At 70.0% G+C, this 20,486-nt stretch carries 19 protein-coding genes; all 19 read right to left on the minus strand.

The window, feature by feature from the left end; all coding sequences use genetic code 11:
* Nucleotides 1-18: 18 nt before the first annotated feature.
* Nucleotides 19-2,064 (minus strand): primosomal protein N', encoded by a 2,046-nt coding sequence (locus tag A6048_RS08690; protein ID WP_107747552.1) that lies wholly within the window; start codon nt 2,062-2,064, stop codon nt 19-21.
* 44 nt (nt 2,065-2,108) lie between these two features.
* Nucleotides 2,109-3,320: a methionine adenosyltransferase gene (metK, locus tag A6048_RS08695; RefSeq protein WP_107747551.1), complete on the minus strand. Its 1,212-nt coding sequence runs from the start codon at nt 3,318-3,320 to the stop codon at nt 2,109-2,111.
* 57 nt (nt 3,321-3,377) lie between these two features.
* On the minus strand, nt 3,378-4,658 hold the full coding sequence (gene coaBC / locus A6048_RS08700) for a bifunctional phosphopantothenoylcysteine decarboxylase/phosphopantothenate--cysteine ligase CoaBC (protein WP_107747550.1): 1,281 nt from the start codon (nt 4,656-4,658) through the stop codon (nt 3,378-3,380).
* On the minus strand, nt 4,655-4,939 hold the full coding sequence (gene rpoZ, locus A6048_RS08705; protein ID WP_107747549.1) for a DNA-directed RNA polymerase subunit omega: 285 nt from the start codon (nt 4,937-4,939) through the stop codon (nt 4,655-4,657). The genes coaBC and rpoZ overlap by 4 nt, the downstream gene beginning before the upstream one ends.
* A 56-nt stretch (nt 4,940-4,995) precedes the next feature.
* Complete coding sequence (gene gmk / locus A6048_RS08710; RefSeq protein WP_107747548.1) at nt 4,996-5,601, minus strand: guanylate kinase; 606 nt, start codon at nt 5,599-5,601, stop codon at nt 4,996-4,998.
* A 7-nt stretch (nt 5,602-5,608) separates the two neighbouring features.
* Nucleotides 5,609-5,932 carry an integration host factor, actinobacterial type gene (mihF, locus tag A6048_RS08715; RefSeq protein ID WP_107747547.1) on the minus strand — a complete coding sequence of 108 codons (324 nt, stop codon included), beginning with the start codon at nt 5,930-5,932 and terminating at the stop codon, nt 5,609-5,611.
* A gap of 419 nt (nt 5,933-6,351) precedes the next feature.
* The gene (pyrF, locus tag A6048_RS08720) at nt 6,352-7,203 is read right to left on the minus strand and encodes an orotidine-5'-phosphate decarboxylase (protein WP_107747546.1); all 852 of its coding nucleotides are present in this window, start codon (nt 7,201-7,203) and stop codon (nt 6,352-6,354) included.
* Nucleotides 7,200-10,562, minus strand: coding sequence for a carbamoyl-phosphate synthase large subunit (gene carB, locus A6048_RS08725; RefSeq protein WP_107747545.1), 3,363 nt, complete (start codon nt 10,560-10,562; stop codon nt 7,200-7,202). The genes pyrF and carB overlap by 4 nt, the downstream gene beginning before the upstream one ends.
* A complete protein-coding gene (gene carA, locus A6048_RS08730) occupies nt 10,562-11,785 on the minus strand; it encodes a glutamine-hydrolyzing carbamoyl-phosphate synthase small subunit (protein WP_107747544.1) in 1,224 nt (407 codons plus the stop codon). Before carA ends, carB begins: the two co-directional genes overlap by 1 nt.
* A complete protein-coding gene (locus tag A6048_RS08735) occupies nt 11,782-12,345 on the minus strand; it encodes a PH-like domain-containing protein (RefSeq protein ID WP_107747543.1) in 564 nt (187 codons plus the stop codon). Before A6048_RS08735 ends, carA begins: the two co-directional genes overlap by 4 nt.
* Nucleotides 12,342-13,658, minus strand: a complete 1,317-nt coding sequence (locus A6048_RS08740; protein WP_107747542.1) for a dihydroorotase — start codon at nt 13,656-13,658, stop codon at nt 12,342-12,344. Before A6048_RS08740 ends, A6048_RS08735 begins: the two co-directional genes overlap by 4 nt.
* Entirely contained in the window at nt 13,655-14,596 is a 942-nt protein-coding gene (locus A6048_RS08745) for an aspartate carbamoyltransferase catalytic subunit (RefSeq protein WP_107747541.1), read from the minus strand. Before A6048_RS08745 ends, A6048_RS08740 begins: the two co-directional genes overlap by 4 nt.
* A complete protein-coding gene (gene pyrR / locus A6048_RS08750; RefSeq protein ID WP_107747540.1) occupies nt 14,593-15,177 on the minus strand; it encodes a bifunctional pyr operon transcriptional regulator/uracil phosphoribosyltransferase PyrR in 585 nt (194 codons plus the stop codon). Before pyrR ends, A6048_RS08745 begins: the two co-directional genes overlap by 4 nt.
* A 68-nt stretch (nt 15,178-15,245) precedes the next feature.
* The gene (gene nusB / locus A6048_RS08755) at nt 15,246-15,791 is read right to left on the minus strand and encodes a transcription antitermination factor NusB (protein WP_107747539.1); all 546 of its coding nucleotides are present in this window, start codon (nt 15,789-15,791) and stop codon (nt 15,246-15,248) included.
* A 2-nt stretch (nt 15,792-15,793) separates the two neighbouring features.
* Entirely contained in the window at nt 15,794-16,357 is a 564-nt protein-coding gene (gene efp / locus A6048_RS08760; protein ID WP_107747538.1) for an elongation factor P, read from the minus strand.
* Between the two features lie 73 nt (nt 16,358-16,430).
* Nucleotides 16,431-17,531 carry a M24 family metallopeptidase gene (locus tag A6048_RS08765; RefSeq protein WP_107747537.1) on the minus strand — a complete coding sequence of 367 codons (1,101 nt, stop codon included), beginning with the start codon at nt 17,529-17,531 and terminating at the stop codon, nt 16,431-16,433.
* A complete protein-coding gene (gene aroB, locus A6048_RS08770; RefSeq protein WP_107747536.1) occupies nt 17,528-18,655 on the minus strand; it encodes a 3-dehydroquinate synthase in 1,128 nt (375 codons plus the stop codon). Before aroB ends, A6048_RS08765 begins: the two co-directional genes overlap by 4 nt.
* Nucleotides 18,656-18,728: 73 nt before the next feature.
* Nucleotides 18,729-19,280 carry a shikimate kinase gene (locus tag A6048_RS08775; protein WP_107747535.1) on the minus strand — a complete coding sequence of 184 codons (552 nt, stop codon included), beginning with the start codon at nt 19,278-19,280 and terminating at the stop codon, nt 18,729-18,731.
* Nucleotides 19,277-20,479, minus strand: a complete 1,203-nt coding sequence (gene aroC, locus A6048_RS08780) for a chorismate synthase (RefSeq protein ID WP_107747704.1) — start codon at nt 20,477-20,479, stop codon at nt 19,277-19,279. The genes A6048_RS08775 and aroC overlap by 4 nt, the downstream gene beginning before the upstream one ends.
* Nucleotides 20,480-20,486 lie beyond the last annotated feature (7 nt).

Consider the following 20,486-nt stretch of genomic DNA (forward strand, 5'->3'; position numbering starts at 1 on the left):
ACCCACCGCACGGGACGGTCACCCGATGTGGACCGGGTCGAGTCTGACCCGGACCGGGTCGGCGTGACGTCGACCCGACCGCGCCACCACGACCGCCCGCAGTTCGGTGGACACCGTTCCGAGCAGGCGCGGGGGGACACGGAGCAACACCCGCTCGGGGTCCTCGATGCCGTCGTGACCGGGCAGCTCCTCGCCCGGGGGCAGGTCCACCGGGCCGAGAACCTCGACCTCGTCCGGGATCCGGAGCTCGTCGAGGATGCCGGCCAGGGCGGCGGCCGGACCGTCCACTGCCACCATGTGGACGGCGGGTGGGAACCCCACCTCGGCGCGGTCCGCGAGTTCGCGTTCGGCCCACCCCTGCGGGTCCCACCGCACGAGCGCCTGTGAGACCGGGGACTCGGAGTCGGCGGACAGGAACACCCGGCCGCCGTCAGCGGCCGGACGGACAAGTGAGGCGGCGCCGATCCAGTGCCGCAGGGCGTTCTGTACCGCTCGCAGGTCAGGCCGCCCCAACAGAGCCCACGAGTCGAGGAGCAACGCCGCGCCATACCCGTCCTCGGCTACCGGCTCCGCCCCTGGAGTGGACACGATGATGGCGGGGGCTGCGGGGATCGTGTCGAGGATCTCGCCTCCCCCGCTCGTCCGCACCCTCACCCCGGGGAACATCCGGCCGAGTTCCTCGGCTGTCCGACCGGCGCCCACGACGCCCGCGCGCAGGGCCCGGGACGCGCAGGCCACGCACCGGAACGCCGGCTCGGGGGCCCCGCACCAGCCGCACGCCAGGTCGACGGGGCCGTACACCGCGTCCATCCGCCCGGCGCGGAGCGGACCGTTGCACCGCCGACACCGTGCCGGGGTCCGACACGATCCGCACAGGAGTGTCGGGATGTACCCCTTCCTCGGGACCTGGACCAGCACCGGGGCGTCCACGTCGATCGCCTCCCGTGCCATCGTGACGGCCACGGCGGGCAACCTGGTCCGCCCCCCGGCCACATCGCGGGCCTGGGCCGGGTCCGCGTCGGTGAACGCGACGACGCGCGGCGCCAGCGCGCGGACGAGCCCGGGTTCGGGTCGGATCTCGTGGGCCCAGCCGGAGCGCACGTACTCGGCCACCTCCGGGGTCCGGTCCACCGAGCTCAGAAGAAGCGGGGTGCCATCCAGCACGGACCGCTGCGCGGCGACCTCCCTGGTGTGCGGATAGGGGGCGCGGGGTTCCACGAAGGAGTCGTCACCGTCGTCGTGGAGGACGATCAGGCCGGGTTCCGGCAGTGGCGCGAAGACGGCGCTGCGCGTCCCCACCACGATTCGTGCGTGACCGCGGACGGCCCTCAGCCAACGCCGGTACCTCGCGGAGGGGCCGATCCCCGCGGACAGGTCGACCACCGCGTCCCGCCCCGCGGCGCCCCCGCCCACGATCTTCCGGCACTCCGAGGTCAGCCGGTCGACGTCTCGCTGGTCCGGGACGATCAGCAGGACCTGCAGACCCCTCCGCCGGACCGAGTCGGCCAGTGCGGCGAGTGCCTGCGCCCAGTCCCTCCCGGGCGGGACGGTCCAGACCGCCCGCGCCGGGACCCCCCCGGTGGCCGCGTCAAGGAAGCGGGCCACCATCGGGTGGTCGGCCCAGCCGGGCGGGACCTCGACCGGCCCCTCGGTCACACCCAGTGGCGGTTCCCGGTCGGGTACCGACTTCTCGGCCGCCGCGTGCCGTGGGGGGATGGCCAGGCGTAGTACGTCCGACCGCACACCCACCCACCGTCTGGACACGAGCTCGATCAGCCGGAGCAACTCGGGAGTGAGCACGGGCTCCGGCGAGATGACACGCTCCAGCCAGGCGAGTTCCCCGCGGTGATCGGTCTCGGCGGAGCGTTCGATGAGGAACCCGTCGACCAACCGGCCGGCGAACCGGACGCGCACCCGGGTACCCGGGATCGCCTGATCGGACAGGGACTCCGGGACCAGGTAGTCGAACTCCCGGTCCAGATGCGGGACCCCGAGCAGTGGTAGGACCCGGGCCACGGGGGCGTCGGCCGCCGCGACCCGGGCCGCTGGGCTCGTCGTGGTCACGGCCTCAGATCCTCGCACCCCGCTACGACAACCGGGGACGGTCGTCAGTGTCCGACGGCCCGCTTGAGTTCGTCGACGCGGTCGGTCTTCTCCCACGGCAGATCCAGGTCGGTCCGGCCGAAGTGGCCGTATGCTGCCGTCTCCGCGTAGATCGGTCGCTTGAGGTCCAGGTCGCGGATGATCGCGCCGGGACGGAGGTCGAAGACGGTGGTGACGGCCTCCTGCAGGACCGCGATGTCCACCTTCTCGGTCCCGAACGCCTCGACGAACAGCCCCACCGGAGCGGCCTTGCCGATCGCGTAGGCGACCTGCACCTCCACCCGCTCGGCCAGCCCGGCGGCCACGATGTTCTTGGCCACCCACCGCATGGCGTACGCCGCGGAGCGGTCGACCTTGGACGGGTCCTTGCCGGAGAACGCACCGCCGCCGTGACGGGCCATCCCGCCGTAGGTGTCCACGATGATCTTGCGACCGGTGAGGCCGGCGTCGCCCATCGGGCCGCCCAGAACGAACCGCCCGGTCGGGTTGACCAGGAGGCGGAGACCGGCAGTCTCGATACCGGTCGCCGCCTCGGCCAGGACCGGCCCGATGACGTGCTCGGTGAGGTCGTCGCGCAGCGTGGTCTCCAGATCGATCTCGGGCGCGTGCTGCGTGGAGATGACGATGGTGTCCAGGCGGACGGCACGGTCGCCGTCGTACTCGATGGTCACCTGGGTCTTGCCGTCCGGACGCAGATAGGCCAACGTGCCGTTCTTGCGGACCTCGGTCAGCCGGCGGGACAGGCGGTGCGCCAGGGCGATGGGCAGCGGCATGAGCTCCGGGGTGTCCGAGCACGCGTAGCCGAACATCAGGCCCTGGTCGCCGGCGCCCTGACGGGCGATCGCGTCCTCGACCGGGTCGGTGGAGGTGCGTGCCTCGTGCGAGGTGTCGACACCCTGGGCGATCTCCGGGGACTGCTGGCCGATCGAGATCGACACGCCACAGGAGACGCCGTCGAAACCCTTCTCTGAGGAGTCGTAGCCGATCTCCACGATCTTCTCGCGGATGAGCTGCGGGATCTCCACGTAGCCACTCGTCTTGACCTCGCCGGCCACGTGCACCATCCCCGTGGTGACCATGGTCTCCACGGCGACACGGGCTTCCGGGTCCTGCGTCAACATCGCGTCCAGGATGGAGTCCGAGATCGCGTCACAGATCTTGTCCGGATGCCCCTCGGTCACGGACTCGCTGGTGAACAGCCGACGTGCCTGCGTCACAGTGGTTCTCTCTTCCTGGTGGGAGCGCGTGTGATCGGTCGATCGCGTGGGAACAGACTAGTCGGTGCGGTCCGTGGCGGTCCGCGCGGATGGCGCGGCGACCATCGACACGACGGAGTCGAGGATCCGGCCGGCCAGGCGATCCTTGCTCGCCCTGTCCACCGGCACCTCTCCGCCTCGGGCGTCGAGGATCCACCCACCGTTGACGTCCTCGCCGAAGGTGGTGCCGCGCCCGACCTCGTTGACGACGAGGAGGTCGCATCCCTTGCGCGCGAGCTTCGCGCGGCCGTGCTCGAGAACGGATCCCGTGGAGTCGCCGGTCTCGGCGGCGAACCCCACCAGGACGCAGTCGGCGGGGATGTCCCCGGACCCGCGGGCCGCGACCAGCTCGGCGAGGATGTCCGGGTTGCGTTCCAGACGGATCTCCGCCGGCTCGGACCCGCTGCCCTTCTTGAGCTTCGAGGACGAGACGTCGGTCGGGCGGAAGTCGGCCACCGCCGCGGCCTTGATCACCACGTCCGCACGGACCGCCGCGGCGAAGGTGGCCGCGCGCAGCTCGAGCGCGGAATCGATGTGGACCGCCTCCACGGCGGCCGGGACCGGGAGATCGGAGGAGGTCACGAGTGTGACCTCCGCTCCCCTGGCCGCCGCGACCGCGGCGATGGCGTGTCCCTGCTTGCCGGAACTTCGGTTGCCCAGGAAACGGACCGGGTCGATTTCCTCGCGGGTGCCGCCGGAGGTCACCACGACCCGCTTTCCGGCGAGGTCCCACGGGAGCCCCCCGCCCTCGAGCAGGAGCATCGCGAGACGGGCGATATCGGCGGGCTCGGGCAGCCGACCTGCACCGGTGTCGGCACCGGTGAGTCGTCCCGATGCCGGGGGCATCACGTGGAGGCCGTCGCCGCGGAGGGTGTCGACGTTGCGCCTCGTGGCCGGGTGTTCCCACATCTCGGTGTGCATCGCCGGCGCCAGGAGTACGGGGCAGCGCGCGGTCAGCAGGGTGGAGGTGAGCAGGTCGTCAGCCCGCCCGGAGGCCACCCGCGCGAGCAGGTCGGCCGTGGCGGGGGCGACCACGACAAGGTCCGCCCGCTGCCCTAGGGCGACGTGGCGGACCGACGGCACATCCGAGAACACCCCGGTGGAGACCGGGTTCCCGGACAGGGCCTCGAAGGTGGCGGACCCGACGAACCGCAGGGCCGCCTCGGTGGGGACGACGTCGACGTGGCAACCCGACTCGGTGAGGAGCCTGATCAGGCCACAGACCTTGTAGGCGGCGATCCCGCCGCCGACTCCGACGACGACGCGCTTGCCGCGCACATCGCCCCCGGAGGGGGTCACTCGCCCTCGGCGCAATCGAGCAGATCGGAATGGAGCTCGCGCAGCGCGATGGTCAACGGCTTCTCGTGCAGCCCCGGATCGACCAGCGGGCCGACGTACTCGAGAATGCCCTCTTCGATCTGGTTGTAGTACGAGTTGATCTGCCGCGCGCGCTTGGCGGCGAAGATCACGAGGGCGTACTTGGAGGACGCCCGCTCGAGGAGCTCGTCGATCGGCGGGTTGGTGATGCCGATCGGGGTGTCGTACAACGGGGCTGCCGCTGCGGCTTCGATGGTGGCCACTATGGGTTCTCCTCTGGGTACAGCCTGGGTGGTGCTCTTGCGTCTGACTTTCGGCGTCAGTCTTGGCCGACCAGCAATGATACCAACTCATCGACAGCGACCTCGAGTTCGTCGTTGACGACGACCTCGTCGAACTCCTCGCGGGCGTCCATCTCGACCTTCGCGGTCTCGAGTCTGCGGGCGACGACCTCCTGCGGTTCGGTGCCCCGACCACGGAGGCGACCCTCGAGTTCCTCCCACGACGGCGGGGACAGGAACACGGTCCGTCCCTCGGGAATGGACTCTCGAATCTGTCGTACGCCGGCGAGGTCGACCTCGATGAGGACCGGTCGGCCGTCTTCCAGAGCGCGACGGACCGGGTCGGCCGGGGTCCCCGAGAGCTGTAGACCCCGGTGGATCTCGGCCCACTCGAGCATCCGGCCCTGGTCGACTGCCTCGCGGAATTCCTCGGTGCTGACGAAGTGGTAGTCGCGCCCGTCGACCTCACCGGGACGAGGGTCACGGGTGGTCATGGAGACGCTGAAGTAGAGATCCGGTACGCGGTCACGCAGACGCGCCACGACGGTTGATTTGCCGACGGCGGAGGGGCCGGCCAAGACGATCAGCCGGCCCCTCTTCGCCGTCGCTTCCGGGGACGAGACCCCGGACGACGGTGTGTTCATGCGTCGATCAGTCGACCGTGAAGTCGAACCGCTCGAGCAGTGCGCGGCGCTGGCGGTCTCCGAGACCACGCAGGCGACGCGTCGGTGCGATCTCAAGCTCGGTCATGATCTCCTGAGCCTTGACCTTACCGACCTTGGGCAGGGCCTCGAGCAGAGCCGAGACCTTCATCTTGCCGAGGATCTCGTCGTTCTCGGCATCCTTGAGGACCTGCTTGAGGTCGGTGCCACCACGCTTCAGGCGCTCCTTGAGCTCAGCCCGGGCGCGACGGGCGGCAGCCGCCTTCTCCAGAGCAGCGGCACGCTGCTCATCGGTCAACTGGGGAAGGGCCACAATTCCTCCGTCTCGTTCGTGTGTGTCTCATGACTCACGCGGGTGTCCACCGTAGGACATCCACGTGTGGTGTGCGGTGACCGGCCCCGGCGCGTCCGCGGGCTGCGGCTCGTGCCGGGAGCGGGCGCTCCCTCGTGCTCACCGTACCCGGGCGATTCCGCCCCCCTCACGGGAGACCGGCACGGCGTCGGGCCTGATGACCTCAGCAACAGTACGCGGCCGAGGGGCCTCGTCGTTGCGCGGGGCCCGGCGTGGCACCCCGCCTGAACTGCGGATTGACGTGTGAGGTGAGGAGAAGACTAACTCCGCCCGTGCGCTCCCGCGAACCGAACCGCCCGAAAAGGGGCGAGTGGGCGGCGGCGTCGGGTCCCGCGACGTGGCCCCTGTGACTCAAGCCATCCGCTGGGACGCCTGACCGCTCAGGCGGGTCCCACGAACCGGTAGGTCTCGGCCAGGGCACGTGCCACCGAACGCATCGCGTCGACATCCGGACCTGCCCGCAGGACGTGCCGGGACACGTTGACGAGCGTGTGCGGCAGCGCCGGTCCGGCGATCCTCCGGACGTCCGCGAGTGTCCCGCCCTGCTCCCCCACGCCCGGCATGAGCACCGGTCCGGAGAGCGAGTCGAGACGCGGCGGGTCGCCCACGGTCGCGCCGACGACGACACCGAACGACCCCGGTACGCCGGGGTCCGACGCGGCGTTCCGTCGGCCCACCTCGTCCACGACCGACTGGGCGACCGTTCCGGTGGGCCCGCCGGCCCCCTGCAGCCCCCCCGCCTCCGGGTTGGAGGTGCGGGCCAGCACGAACAGCCCGCGACCGTTCTCCGACGCCGTGTCGAAGGCCGCAGCCAACGACCCCACCCCGAGGTACGGCGACACCGTCAGGGCATCGCAGGCCAGCGGGGAATCGGCTCCCAACCACGCGCGCGCGTACCCGGCCATGGTGGAACCGATGTCCCCCCGCTTGGCATCCGCGACCGACAGGGCTCCCGACTCGGTGATCGACCCCAGGAGCTCCTCGAGGACCGCGAAACCCGCGGAGCCGTGCTCCTCGAAGAACGCCACCTGGGGTTTGACCGCCGGCACGAGATCCCCGAACGCCTCCAGGGACCGACGGGAGAACTCTCGGACCCCCGCCGCGTCCACCCCCAGCCCCCAGGCCTCGAGGAGGACCGGGTGGGGGTCTATCCCCACGCAGAGGTTCCCGCGTGCGGCGATGGCGGAGTGGAGCCGCGCACCGAAGGGGGCTCGGGGAGTGCCCTCGGTCATCGGACGGCGAACCCGCTGTGCAACTCCTGTAGGGGGCTCACGGTGACGTCACCGCGGCGTATGGCCTCGATGCCGTGTACCGCCGCCGTCGCGCCCTGCACGGTGGTGATGCACGGGACCCGCCGGGTGATCGCGGCTGAACGGATCTCGTGTCCGTCCGCCCGGGTCCCTCCCGTGGAGGAGGCGATGTTCAGGATCAGATCGACCTCGTCGGCGTTGATCCGGTCGACGATCGTCTGGACCGGGTCGCCCTGCTCGTCGACCGGCCCGCCTCCGGACTCGGTCAGCTTCGCCACGGTCTCACACGCGATCCCGTAACGCCGGAGCATGAGCGCGGTGCCCTCGGTGGCCAGAACCGTGAACCCGAGTGCGGCGAGACGCTGTGCCGGGAACACCATGGAGCGCTTGTCCCGGTTCGCGACCGAGACGAACACGGTCCCCGACGTCGGCAGGACGCCCTCGGCGGCGAGCTGGCCCTTGGCAAAGGCGACGGCGAAGTTGGGACCGATGCCCATGACCTCGCCGGTCGACTTCATCTCCGGGCTCAGCAGGGAGTCGACCGGTTTGCCCTCGGGGGTGCGGAAGCGGTTGAACGGGAGGACCGCCTCCTTGACCGCGACGGGCGCGTCCGCCGGGAGCGATCCGCCGTCCCTGTCCGAGGGGAGGAGCCCCTCTGCCTTCAGCTCGGCGATCGTCTCGCCCATCATGATGCGGGCGCACGCCTTGGCGAGGTGCACGCCGGTGGCCTTGGAGACGAACGGCACGGTGCGGCTGGCGCGGGGGTTGGCCTCGAGTACGTACAGGATGTCGTCCTTGATCGCGTACTGGACGTTCATCAGTCCCTTGACGCCGATACCGAACGCCAGTGCCTCACTGGAGCGGCGGACGCGGTCGATGTCGTCCTGACCCAGGGTGATGGGCGGGAGCGCGCACGCGGAGTCCCCGGAGTGGATGCCGGCCTCCTCGATGTGCTCCATCACGCCACCCAGGTAGACCTCGGTTCCGTCACACAACACGTCGACGTCGATCTCGACCGCGTCATCGAGGAAGCGGTCGACCAGGACCGGGCGGTCCGGGCTGATCTCGGTCGCACGCTCGATGTACGACCGCAGCGACGACTCGTCGTAGACGATCTCCATGCCCCGGCCGCCGAGCACGTAGGAGGGCCGCACGAGCACGGGGTAGCCGATGCGGGCGGCGATCTCCGTGGCCTCCGTGGCGTTGATGGCCGTACCGAACGCGGGTGCGGGCAGCCCGGCCTTGACGAGTACCTCGCCGAACTCTCGGCGATCCTCGGCCAGGTCGATGGCCGAGGGGCTGGTGCCCACGATGGGGACACCGGCCTCCTCCAACTGCGCGGCCAGACCGAGCGGGGTCTGGCCGCCGAGCTGGACCAGGACGCCGGCGACCGTGCCCGACTCGGACTCGGCGTGGAAGACCTCCATGACGTCCTCGAACGTGAGCGGCTCGAAGTACAGGCGGTCCGCCGTGTCGTAGTCGGTCGAGACCGTCTCCGGGTTGCAGTTGACCATGACGGTCTCGTACCCGGCCTCGGACAACGTGAGCGCGGCGTGGACGCACGAGTAGTCGAACTCGATTCCCTGGCCGATCCGGTTGGGTCCGGAGCCCAGGATGATGACCTTCTCGCGCTCGGTCTGGGCGGCGACCTCGGACTCGGCCGCCGGGTCGAGCTCGTAGGTGGAGTAGTGGTACGGGGTCTTGGCCTCGAACTCCGCGGCGCAGGTGTCGACCGTCTTGTAGACGGGCCGCACGCCGAGCCGGTGGCGGAGACGCCGGACGCCCTCGGCGCCTGCGAACTCGGGCCGCAGGGCCGCGATCTGGGCGTCGGACAGGCCGTTGTGCTTGGCGATGCGCAGCAGTGCTTCGTCGACCACCGGTGCGTCGACGATCGCCTGGCGGAGTTCCACCAGCGCGGCGACCTCGTCGACGAACCACGGGTCGATCCCCGAGGCCGCGTGGACCTGCTCGACGGTCGCGCCGAGTCGCAGGGCGAGCTCGACGTCGTACATCCGGCCCTCGGTCGGGCGCACGAGGTCCTCGAGAACAGCGTCGACGTCGGTCGAGCGACCGGGCGCGATCGTCTCGTCGGGCAGCGTCCAGAAGCCGGCGGCCTTGGTCTCCAGCGAGCGCATCACCTTGCCCAGCGCCTCGCGATAGTTGCGGCCCAGGCTCATCGCCTCGCCCACCGACTTCATGGTGGTGGTGAGTGTGTCGTCGGCGCCGGGGAACTTCTCGAACGCGAATCGCGGGGCCTTGACCACCACGTAGTCCAGGGTCGGTTCGAAGCACGCCGGGGTCTCCCCGGTGATGTCGTTGGTGATCTCGTCGAGCGAGTACCCGATGGCGAGCCGGGCGGCGATCTTGGCGATCGGGAATCCGGTCGCCTTGGACGCCAGCGCCGAGGACCGCGAGACCCGCGGGTTCATCTCGATCACCACGAGGCGACCGTCGACGGGGTTGATGGCGAACTGGATGTTGCACCCACCGGTATCGACGCCGACCTCGCGGATGATCGCGATCCCGAGGTCGCGCATGTCCTGGTATTCGCGATCGGTCAGGGTCAGAGAGGGCGCGACGGTGACCGAGTCCCCGGTGTGGACGCCGAGCGCGTCGACGTTCTCGATCGAACACACCACGACGACGTTGTCCTTGTTGTCGCGCATGAGCTCGAGCTCGAACTCCTTCCACCCGAGGATCGACTCCTCGATGAGGACGTTCGCGGTGGGCGAGGCGGACAGACCGCCGCCGGCGATCCGCTCGAGGTCCTCGGTGGTGTAGGCCAGGCCGGAGCCGAGCCCGCCCATGGTGAACGACGGCCGGACCACGACGGGCAGACCCAGCTCCGCGACGGTCGCGTGGACCTCCTCCATGGTGTGACACACGGCGCTGCGCGCGGAGTCGCCTCCCACGCTCGCGACGATGTCCTTGAAGGTCTGACGGTCCTCGCCACGGTTGATCGCGGGGATGTCGGCTCCGATCAACTCCACGCCGTGCTTGACGAGGATTCCCTGCGCGTCGAGCTGGATGGCGGCGTTGAGCGCCGTCTGACCCCCGAGGGTGGCGAGGACGGCGTCGACCGGGTGTCCGTCCGCCGCCTCCTTGGCGAAGATCATGTCGATGTACTCGGGCGTGATCGGCTCGATGTAGGTACTGTCGGCGAACTCCGGGTCGGTCATGATCGTTGCCGGGTTCGAGTTGACAAGGGTCACGCGAAGTCCCTCGGCGCGCAGCACCCGGCACGCCTGCGTGCCGGAGTAGTCGAACTCACAGGCCTGGCCGATGACGATCGGTCCGGAACCGATCACGAGGACGTGGTTGATGTCTGTGCGGCGGGGCATCAGTTCGAGCCCTTTCTGGAGTGTGCGGAACCGTTGTCGGCGCCGTCACCGGCTACTGAGTCGAGCAGGCTGACGAAGCGGTCGAAGAGGTCGGCGGCGTCACGTGGACCCGCCGCGGCCTCGGGGTGGTACTGGACGGAGAAGGCGGAACCGTCGGTGAGGGCGACCCCCTCGACGGTCCCGTCGTTCGCGCACACGTGGGTGACGGTGGCCGTGCCCCAGGGTGTCTCCCAGGTCTCGGACTCCGGGGCGCGCAGCGCGAACCCGTGGTTCTGGGAGGTGATGGCGACCTTCCCTGTTGCCTTCTCGACCACGGGGATGTTGATCCCGCGGTGGCCGAACCTCATCTTGTAGGTCTCGAGTCCCAGTGCCCTGCCCAGGATCTGGTTACCGAAGCAGATCCCGAAGAACGGGATCCCCTGGCTCAGGACCTCCTTGGTCAGGTGCACCGCCGCGTCGGCGGTGGCCGGATCCCCCGGACCGTTGGAGAGGAACACCCCGTCCACGTCGAGGTCCAGTACGTCCTGCAGGGTCGAGCTCGAGGGGAGCACGTGGACCCGCACGCCGCGTGCGGTGAGCATGCGGGGGGTGTTGGTCTTGATGCCCAGATCGAGTGCGGCCACCGAATGGCGTGCCGGCCCCTCGGGCTCGACCACGTAGGCGGTGTCGGTGGAGACGACCTCCGCCAGCGACGCCCCCGCCATTGGCTCCTGGGACCGGACGGTCGCGAGCATCGACTCGTCGTCGACCAGGTCCGCGCCGGAGAAGATGCCGGCCTTCATCGCTCCGAGATCCCGGATGTGGCGGACGACCGCACGGGTGTCGACACCGGCGATCCCCACGATGCCCTGGTCGAGCATCTCGTCCTCGAGTGTGCGCTCGGACCGGTAGTTGGACGCGCGGCGCGACAGGTCCCGGATCACCAGTCCCGACACCCAGATCCGGCCGCCGCCGTTCTGTCCGTCGAGAAGCGACTCACCGTCCTCGTCGTTCCATCCGGTGTTACCGATCTGCGGCGCGGTGCTGACGACGATCTGCCTGTAGTAGGACGGGTCGGTGAGGGTCTCCTGGTAGCCGGACATGCCGGTGGTGAACACGGCCTCGCCGAGGGTGGTGCCGGTCGCCCCGAACGCCGTCCCGCGGTGGATGCGGCCGTCCTCGAGGACGAGCGCGGCGGGGTGGCGGCCCCCCGTTGCGACTGTGGTTCCGTTGTGCGGTGTCACTTCTTCTCCTCGGAGGTGGTGCGGGGTGCTGTGGAGCGGGGGGTGTCCGGCCCGGCGGCCGGTGCGGCATCGCCGCGCAGGGCCTCCCAGCGGGGGTACGAGTCCTTGTCATCGGCCCGGAAACCGGAGTCGATCAACGTGGCGCCGTCGCGACCGTCGACCTGCCATCGGGCTACCAGGATCCCGCCGCCCGGCACGGTCTTGTTGGCGAGGGCGGACGCGCGTCGCACGTCCACCAGGTCGGCGCGGGGGATCCACACCGTGGCATCGGCGAGGTCGAGCCGGAGGCCACCGGTGAACGCGGTGAGGGTTCCGGCCGAGCGGTGACCGAGCGGTGCCCGGGCGATCCGCGCCTGCCAGTCACCCGCCACGGTGCTGCCGATGTACACGCCGGTCAGCGGACCCAGGACCACGTCGCCGGTCTCGGCGGGAACCGCCGGCAGGGTGTCGTAGAGACCCGCCTGCGAGCGGCTGCGGTTGCGCCAGCCCCGTGCCATCAACCCGAGCAGGGTCAGGAAGATGACGATGACGGCCACCAGGGTCCAGACGTCCTGTGTCATGCGAGTACCTCTCCGTCGCGGCTGGTCATACGGCCCCGGTATACGGTGCCCACGACACGAGCGGCGAACGTCATCCCCTCGTAAGGGGTGTTGGCGGACAGACTTGCGAGTTCGTCACCGACGACGGTCCACGGGGAGTCGGGATCGACGACGGCGAGGTTGGCCGGCTCCCCCACCTGGATCGGCCGCCCCTGGTCCGTGAGGCCGGCGATCTCGGCGGGTCGGGTGCTCATCACGCGGGCCAGGTCGCGCCAGGTCATCTCCCCGGACTCGACCAGGAGGGCCGCGACGATGGGCAGCGCCGTCTCCAACCCGAGCATGCCCGGGCGCGCGGCGGCGAACTCGCAGCACTTCTCCTGGGCGGCGTGGGGGGCGTGGTCGGTGGCCACGCAGTCGATCACCCCTGACACGAGCGCCTCGCGCAGGGCGAGGGTGTCGTGGGATTCACGGAGGGGTGGGTTGACCCGGTAGACGCCGTCGTAGGACTCGAGCCTCGTGTCGTCGAGCAGCAGGTGGTGCGGGGTGACCTCCGCGGTGATCGAGATCCCCTGCGCCTTGGCCCACTTGAGCAGCTCGACCGTGCCGGTGGTGGACGCGTGGCAGATGTGGACGCGCGCACCGGCGTCACGGGCCAGGATGGCGTCGCGGGCGACGATGGACTCCTCCGCCGAGCGCGGCCAACCGGTGAGCCCGAGACGCGCGGCCGTTGGCCCCTCGTGGGCGACCGCCCCCCTGGTCAGGCGTGGCTCCTCCGCGTGCTGAGCGATCAGCACACCGAGGCCGGCGGAGTATTCGAGGGCGCGACGCATCACCAGCGGGTCGTAGACGCACATGCCGTCGTCGGAGAAGATCCTCACCCGGGCCTCGCCGGAGGCCATCTGGCCCATCTCGGTGAGTTGCTCACCCTTCAGGCCGACGGTGACCGCACCCACCGGGTGGACGTCACACAGACCCACGGATCGGCCGATCCGCCACACGGAGTCGGTGACCGTCTGGTTGTCCTGCGGCGGTTGGGTGTTGGCCATGGCGAACACCGCCGTGTACCCGCCCCGAGCCGCTGCCGATGACCCGGTGGCGACGGTCTCGGTGTCCTCCCGGCCGGGCTCACGGAGGTGGGTGTGGAGGTCGACGAACCCGGGGAGCAGGACGGCGCCGTCCATGTCGTGGATCTCGGCGTGCCCGGGCAGATCGTCACCGGCGTCCGGTCCGATCGCGGCGATGAGCCCGTCCCTCACGAGCACGTCGACGGGGTCTCCCTCCCCGTAGGGCCGGACCCGGCGCAGCAGCAGGGTCGGGGGTTCGAGGGCACTCACTCGGGGTTTCCTTCCGTTCCGACAAGGGTGTGGAGCAGGACCGACATGCGCACGTGGACACCGTTGGTGACCTGCTGGAGAATCGCGGACGACGGTGCGTCGGCCGTGTCGAACCCGATCTCCATCCCGCGGACCATCGGTCCGGGATGGAGGACCACCGCGTTCTCGCGGAGTCGGGACGCACGGGCGGGCCCCAGTCCGTAGCGCACCGCGTATTCACGGGCGGACGGGAAGAACCCGCCGTTCATCCGCTCGGCCTGGACACGCAGCATCATCACCGCATCCGCGCCGGCGAGCTCGGCGTCGAGGTCGGTCGAGGCACGGACCGGCCAGTCCCCGACACCCACCGGCAGCAGTGTGGGTGGCGCGACCAGAACGACCTCGGCACCGAGGGTGGACAGCAGCAGTGCATTCGACCGGGCCACCCGCGAGTGCAGGATGTCGCCGACGATCACCACACGGCGGCCCTCGATCCCCCCGAGCCTCTCCCGGATGGTCATCGCGTCGAGCAGCGCCTGGGTGGGGTGTTCGTGCATTCCGTCACCGGCGTTGATCACCGAGGGGCCGACCCCTCCGGGGGCGACCCATCCCGCGATCTGGAGAGCGGACCCCGAGGCGGGATGACGCACGATGAGCGCATCCGCACCGACGGCGGTCAGCGTCATCGCGGTGTCCCGGAGAGACTCCCCCTTCTGCACCGAGGAGGCACTCGCGGAGACGTTGATGACATCGGCGCTCATCCACTTGCCCGCGGTCTCGAAGGAGACCCTCGTCCGGGTGGAGTTCTCGTAGAACACCGTCAGGACGGTCTTCCCCCGGAGGGTGGGAAGCTTGCGCACCTCGCGACCGAGGAGCGTCTCCTTGAGTCGGCTGGCCTCGTCCAGGATGGACAGCGCCGCGTCACGGTCGAGATCGGCGGCGGAGAGCAGATGTTTCACCGGGCATCCTCCTGGGTCGGCCGCCTGAGGACCACGGCGTCGACGTCGTCGGTCTCGGTGAGTCGGACCGAGACGCCCTCCTCGCGGGACGTCGGGACGTTCTTCCCCACGTAGTCCGCGCGGATCGGGAGCTCGCGATGCCCCCGGTCGACCAGGACGGCGAGCTGGACGCGCGCGGGCCTGCCGAGATCCCGCAGCGCGTCGAAGGCGGCCCGGATGGTGCGGCCGGAGAAGAGGACGTCGTCGACCAGGATGACGGTCGCGCCGTCGATCCCCTCCGCCGGGACCGTGGTCGGGCTCATCGGGCGGTGTGGGCCACCGGCGAGGTCGTCCCGGTACAGGGTCACGTCCAGCGAACCGGCATGTACCGCGGCTCCGCTGAACTCCCGGATCCGCGTCGCCAGCCGGTGCGCCAGGGGGACCCCCCGGGTCGGGATGCCGAGCAGCACGACGGGCCCCGAGCCGGGTGCGTCCGCAGCCGTGCGTTCGATGATCTGATGTGCCAAGCGGGACACCGTCCTGGCGACGTCGTCAGACGTGAAGAGTGAAACCGAGGTCGTCTCCGAACCGTCAGCGCTCACCGATCACCACCTCCTTGTCCGCCTCGCTGGACGGCTCGTTAAAGGGATAGTTTTCGGGTGGAACCCTATCAGTCTTCCGGGCTCGCCTCCGACGGGTCGGGGGTGGGCTCCGACACGTCCGACGCCGGTGCCTGCTCCAGTGAGGACACCGCGCGTTCGGCTGCCCGGATGTGCTCGGCGAGACCTGCGACACGGTCCAGTACGGCGTTGACGTACGCCACCGACTTCTCGTTGGACAGTTCGGAGATCAGGAGCACCGCCTGATCGATCACGATGGCCGCGTCCACGTCCTCCGTGCCGAACATGAGCTCCCACGCGCCGGCACGCAGCACCGCGCGGTCGATCGCCGGGAGGCGTTCGAGCGTCCATTCACGGAGGTGCTCGGCGATCATCGAGTCGAGACGGTCGAGACGTTCGGCAACCCCCGTCACGATGTCCATCGTGTAGGGCGCCACGTCGTGGAACTCCTGCGACTCCTCGCCCATCCGGCGGCGTTCCTCGGCGAGCCCCACCACGTCGGCGTCCCGGAGCTCCGCCTCGAACAGCAGAGCCACGGCACGTTTGCGTGCCCGGAACCGAGATCCCCGGCGCCGGTAGTCGACGTCGTCTGACATGGTCAGTCGTTCACCCGGCTGAGGTAGCGGCCGTCACGGGTGTCGATCTTCAGCTTGTCGCCGGTGTTGATGAACAGCGGGACGCTCACCTCGGCACCGGTCTCGAGGGTGGCCGGCTTGGTGCCCCCTGTCGAGCGGTCGCCCTGGAGGCCCGGGTCGGTGTGCTGGACCAGCAGGTCCACGGAGACCGGCATCTCGGCGAACAGCGCCACGCCCTCGTGCATCGACACCTGGACACTGGTGTTCTCCATGAGGAAGCGGGCACCGTCCCCCATCACGGCCGGCGAGACGTTGATCTGCTCGAAGTCCTTCTCGTCCATGAGGACGTAGTCCTCACCGTCGCGGTACAGGAAGGTCATGTCGCGGCGGTCCACCGTGGCGGTCTCGACCTTGACCCCGGCGTTGTAGGTCTTGTCGACGGTCTTGCCCGTGACGACGTTCTTGATCTTGGTACGGACGAAGGCAGGGCCCTTACCGGGCTTGACGTGCTGGAACTCCTGGATCTGCCACAGATTTCCCTCTTCCTTCAGGACGAGGCCGTTCTTGAAGTCGGCGGTGGACGCCATCTCGGTTCTCCTTCGCGAGTCATCGGCGGGCGGCCGTGGACCGGCGCCGCGCGCATGTTCCTGGGACGGCTGCTCAGAGCACGCTGAGCGCCGTCGACGTGGTGGTCAGGGACCTACCGCCCCCGCCGGTGACGGCCACGGTGTCCTCGATTCGGATCCCTCCGAGGCCGGGGAGGTAGATCCCGGGCTCGATGGTGATCACATCGCCGTCGGACAGTGTACTCGCGGACCTGCTGGACACCGCGGGCGCTTCATGGACGTCCAACCCCACACCGTGCCCCAGCGAGTGACCGAAGAACTCGCCGAACCCGGCATCGGAGATGATGTCGCGACTCACCGAGTCGAGTTCCGAACAGGACAACCCCGTGCGGACCGCCGACACACCGGCGAGTTGGGCGCGCCTCACGACCTCGTATGCGTCGAGGAGTCGATCGGCCGCGCCGCCCAGAGCGACGGTCCGGGTGCAGTCGGAGGCGTAGCCGGACACCGTCGCGCCGAAGTCCACCACGACGAGATCGCCGGCGGCGAGCAGCCTGTCCCCCGGCACATGGTGCGGATGCGCGCCATTGGGTCCGGAGGCGACGATGGTCTCGAAGGCCACGCCGTCGGAACCCGCCCGCCGCATCGCGTGTTCGAGGTCAGCGGCGACCTCCCGCTCGCTGCGGCCCCCGGCCACCAGTCCATGGGCCACCAGATGGTTCCAGGCCTCGTCGACCACCCGGCACGCTCGCTCGATCAACCCGATCTCGACAGGGTCCTTCGCTCGCCTGACCTGCTCCACGAGGCCGCTGGTCTCGACGATCGGGGCGTCAGCGGCGCCGGCCGCCACGAGTGCCCGTCTCAGGGCGGTCGAGGCGGACAGGGTCAGGTGGTCCGCTTCCACCGCGAGGGGGGCGTCCGCGGGTCCGCGGCGACGTGCGAGCACTCCGGCGACGTAGTCCCGCGAGATCACGTGACCGACGTCCGGAGGCTGTTCGACCACCTGGAGTTCGTACCGCGAATCCGTGCACAGGACCGCGTCGCCGTCGTCCTGCACCAGTACGGCGCCCCCCGACCCCCGGAACCCGGTGAGGTAGGCGATGTTCCGCGCATCGGTGACCAGGAGCGCACCGGCCCCCGCGTCGGCGGTCGCCGAGGCGACCGCGCGTCGACGGGCCGCCAGACGGTTGTTCACAGCAGGACCCCGCCGCCGCTGGGCTTGTTCCCCTCCGAGATCGCGGCGTAGGCCGCTGTCATCAGCGACGGGTCGGGGGCTTCCATGCGTGCTGGTCGGGCCAGTCCGTCGAGGACCACCAACCGGAGAAAGCCGGAGTGGTTCTTCTTGTCCCCCGCCATGAGCTCGAGCAGCCGCGGGAACGCGTCGTCGTGGTATCCGGTGGGCAGCCCGAGTGAGGCCAGTATCGAGGCGTGTCGGTCGGCCGTCGCGTCGTCGAGTCGGCCGGCCAGACGGGCGAGCTCGGCGACGAAGCACATGCCCACGCTCACGGCCGCTCCGTGCCGCCAGCGGTACTGCTCACGTCGCTCGACCGCATGGCCGAGGGTGTGACCGTAGTTGAGGTTCTCCCGGGGTCCGGACTCCCTGAGGTCCCGGCCCACCACGTCGGCCTTCACCTGGACGCTCCGTCGGATCAGTTCGACGATCGTGTCCCCGGTCGGGTCGAGCGCGGCCTCCGGATCAGCCTCGATGAGATCCAGGATCACCGGGTCGGCGATGAACCCGCACTTGACCACCTCGGCCATGCCGGAGATCAGTTCGTTGCGCGGCACGGACTCGAGTGTCGCGGTGTCGACGAAGACGGCCGCCGGCTCGTGGAAACTGCCCACGAGATTCTTGCCCGCGTCGGTGTTGATACCGGTCTTGCCCCCCACCGCGGCGTCCACCATGGCGAGCAGCGTGGTGGGGATGTGGACCACGCGGACCCCGCGCATCCAGGTGGCGGCCACGAAACCGGCGAGATCCGTCGCCGCCCCGCCGCCCAGGCTCACCACGGTGTCCTTACGGCCCAGCCCGATCTTGCCGAGGACGTCCCAGCAGTAGCCGGCCACGGCGAGGTCCTTGCCGGCCTCCGCGTCGGGGATCTCCACACGGTGGGCGTTGACGCCGGCCTCGGCGAGCTGCTCACGCAGCGCCTCGGCGGTCTGGGTCAACGGCGGCTGATGGAAGATCGCCAGGTTCCGCGACGACGAACACGCCTCGAGGATCTCGGGCAGGAGTCCGCGGCCGATCACCACCGGGTAGGGATCGGCGGACCGCACGTCCACGACCACGGGGTCGGTGTTGTTCCGGTCTCGGTTCATGAATGGCTCCCGCTCATCGTTCCATTGCTCGCGCTCGTACCCACACGTCTCTTGCCCGTACAGCTCGTCCTGTTCACGATCGGTCCCATGCACCCCGGATGTGGGGGTCACCGGACTCGAGCCTGTCGACGATCTCCGTCACCACCTTGCCCGAACTCCGGCGTTCCGTGCTGACGGTGGACCACGCGACCTCGCGGTACAACGGTGACCGCTCGGTCAGTAACGCCTGATACCGCGCAGTCGCGTCGCCGCCCGCGAGGAGCGGCCGGCCGGGCCCCCGGGATCTGCGTACACCCTCGGCCACCCCTATCGTCAGATGGATCACCCGATGACCGCGGAGCCGTCGTCTGGTGGTCGCCGACAGTACGGCGCCGCCGCCCAGCGACAGGACACCGTCGAACGACGCGAGCGCCTCCCCCACGACCTTCTCCTCGATCGCGCGGAACGTCGGTTCACCGTCGTCCGCGAAGATCTCGGGAATCGACCGTCCCTCGGACTCCTCGATCATCTGATCGGCGTCACGGAACGGTACGTCGAGCCTCCGGGCGAGTTTGCGCCCTATCGTCGTCTTGCCGGCACCCGGCGGACCCACCAGGACGGCGACCGGCCGTGCCGGGTCGTTCATGCCGGATCCGTGTCCCAGTCCAGTCGCGCGGCCACGGCGTCGAGGTAGCCCTCGACATTGCGTCGGGTCTCCGACAGCGAGTCTCCTCCGAACTTCTGCAGGACGGACCGTGCCAGCACCAGCGCGACCATGGATTCCGCGACCACCCCGGCCGCGGGAACGGCGCACACGTCAGAGCGCTGGTGGATGGCGGTGGCACCGGAACCATCGGCCATGTCGACGGTGCTCAGCGCGCGGGGAACCGTGGAGATGGGCTTCATGGCCGCGCGGACCCGGAGAGCCTGACCGTTGGTCATCCCCCCCTCGAGTCCACCCGCGCGGTTGCTCCGGCGTCCCACTCCGTCCGCGCCGCGCACCATCTCGTCGTGTGCCACGCTGCCCCGTCGACGGGCGGTCTCGAAGCCGTCGCCGACCTCGACCCCCTTGATCGCCTGGATCCCCATGAGGGCTCCTGCCAGCTGGGCGTCGAGACGCTCCTCGCCCGAGACATGGGAACCGAGTCCGATGGGAAGACCGTGGACCACCACCTCGACCACGCCGCCGAGGGTGTCGCCGGCCTTCTTGGCCGCCTCGATCTCGGCGATCATGGAGTCCCCGCTCGCGGTGTGGAACGCCCGCACGGGGCTCTCGTCGATGGCCGGCAGGTCGGCGAACGTGGGCTCGGGCCCGACGTAGGGTTCGGAGGCTCCGACGGAGATGACGTGGGAGAGCACCTCCACGCCCAAGACATCGCGCAGCACCGCCCGCGCGACGGTTCCCGCAGCGACACGGGCAGCGGTCTCCCGTGCGCTCGCGCGTTCCAGGACCATGCGGGCGTCGTCGAAGTCGTACTTCAACATCCCGGCGAAGTCGGCGTGGCCCGGACGCGGTCGGGTGAGCGTGGCTGCGCGGGCCTTGTCCTCGATCGCGTCGGGGTCGACGGGATCCGCCGACATGATCTGTTCCCACTTGGGCCACTCTGTGTTGCCGACCTCGATCGCGATGGGCGAGCCCATGGTGCGACCGTGGCGGACGCCACCCAGCACCCTGACGGCGTCGGCCTCGAACTTCATCCGGGCGCCGCGCCCATAGCCGAGGCGGCGGCGGGCGAGCTGCGCGGCGATCTCGTCGCTCGTCACCTCGACGCCCGCGATGACGCCCTCGACGATCGTCACTAGGGCCTGGCCATGCGATTCTCCGGCGGTGGTCCACTTCAGCACGCCGCCG

The sequence above is a fragment of the Dietzia psychralcaliphila genome, from assembly GCF_003096095.1.
GTDB classification, from domain to species: domain Bacteria; phylum Actinomycetota; class Actinomycetes; order Mycobacteriales; family Mycobacteriaceae; genus Dietzia; species Dietzia psychralcaliphila.

What these genes read in the sequence shown, in the direction of transcription:
- nusB (WP_107747539.1), bottom strand. Translation starts at nt 15,791, where the DNA reads ATGTCAGACGACGTCGACTACCGGCGCCGGGGATCTCGGTTCCGGGCA.
- A6048_RS08735 (WP_107747543.1), bottom strand. Translation starts at nt 12,345, where the DNA reads ATGACACAGGACGTCTGGACCCTGGTGGCCGTCATCGTCATCTTCCTG.
- efp (WP_107747538.1), bottom strand. Translation starts at nt 16,357, where the DNA reads ATGGCGTCCACCGCCGACTTCAAGAACGGCCTCGTCCTGAAGGAAGAG.
- carB (WP_107747545.1), bottom strand. Translation starts at nt 10,562, where the DNA reads ATGCCCCGCCGCACAGACATCAACCACGTCCTCGTGATCGGTTCCGGA.
- A6048_RS08775 (WP_107747535.1), bottom strand. Translation starts at nt 19,280, where the DNA reads ATGAACGACCCGGCACGGCCGGTCGCCGTCCTGGTGGGTCCGCCGGGT.
- aroB (WP_107747536.1), bottom strand. Translation starts at nt 18,655, where the DNA reads ATGAACCGAGACCGGAACAACACCGACCCCGTGGTCGTGGACGTGCGG.
- gmk (WP_107747548.1), bottom strand. Translation starts at nt 5,601, where the DNA reads ATGAACACACCGTCGTCCGGGGTCTCGTCCCCGGAAGCGACGGCGAAG.
- pyrF (WP_107747546.1), bottom strand. Translation starts at nt 7,203, where the DNA reads ATGACCGAGGGCACTCCCCGAGCCCCCTTCGGTGCGCGGCTCCACTCC.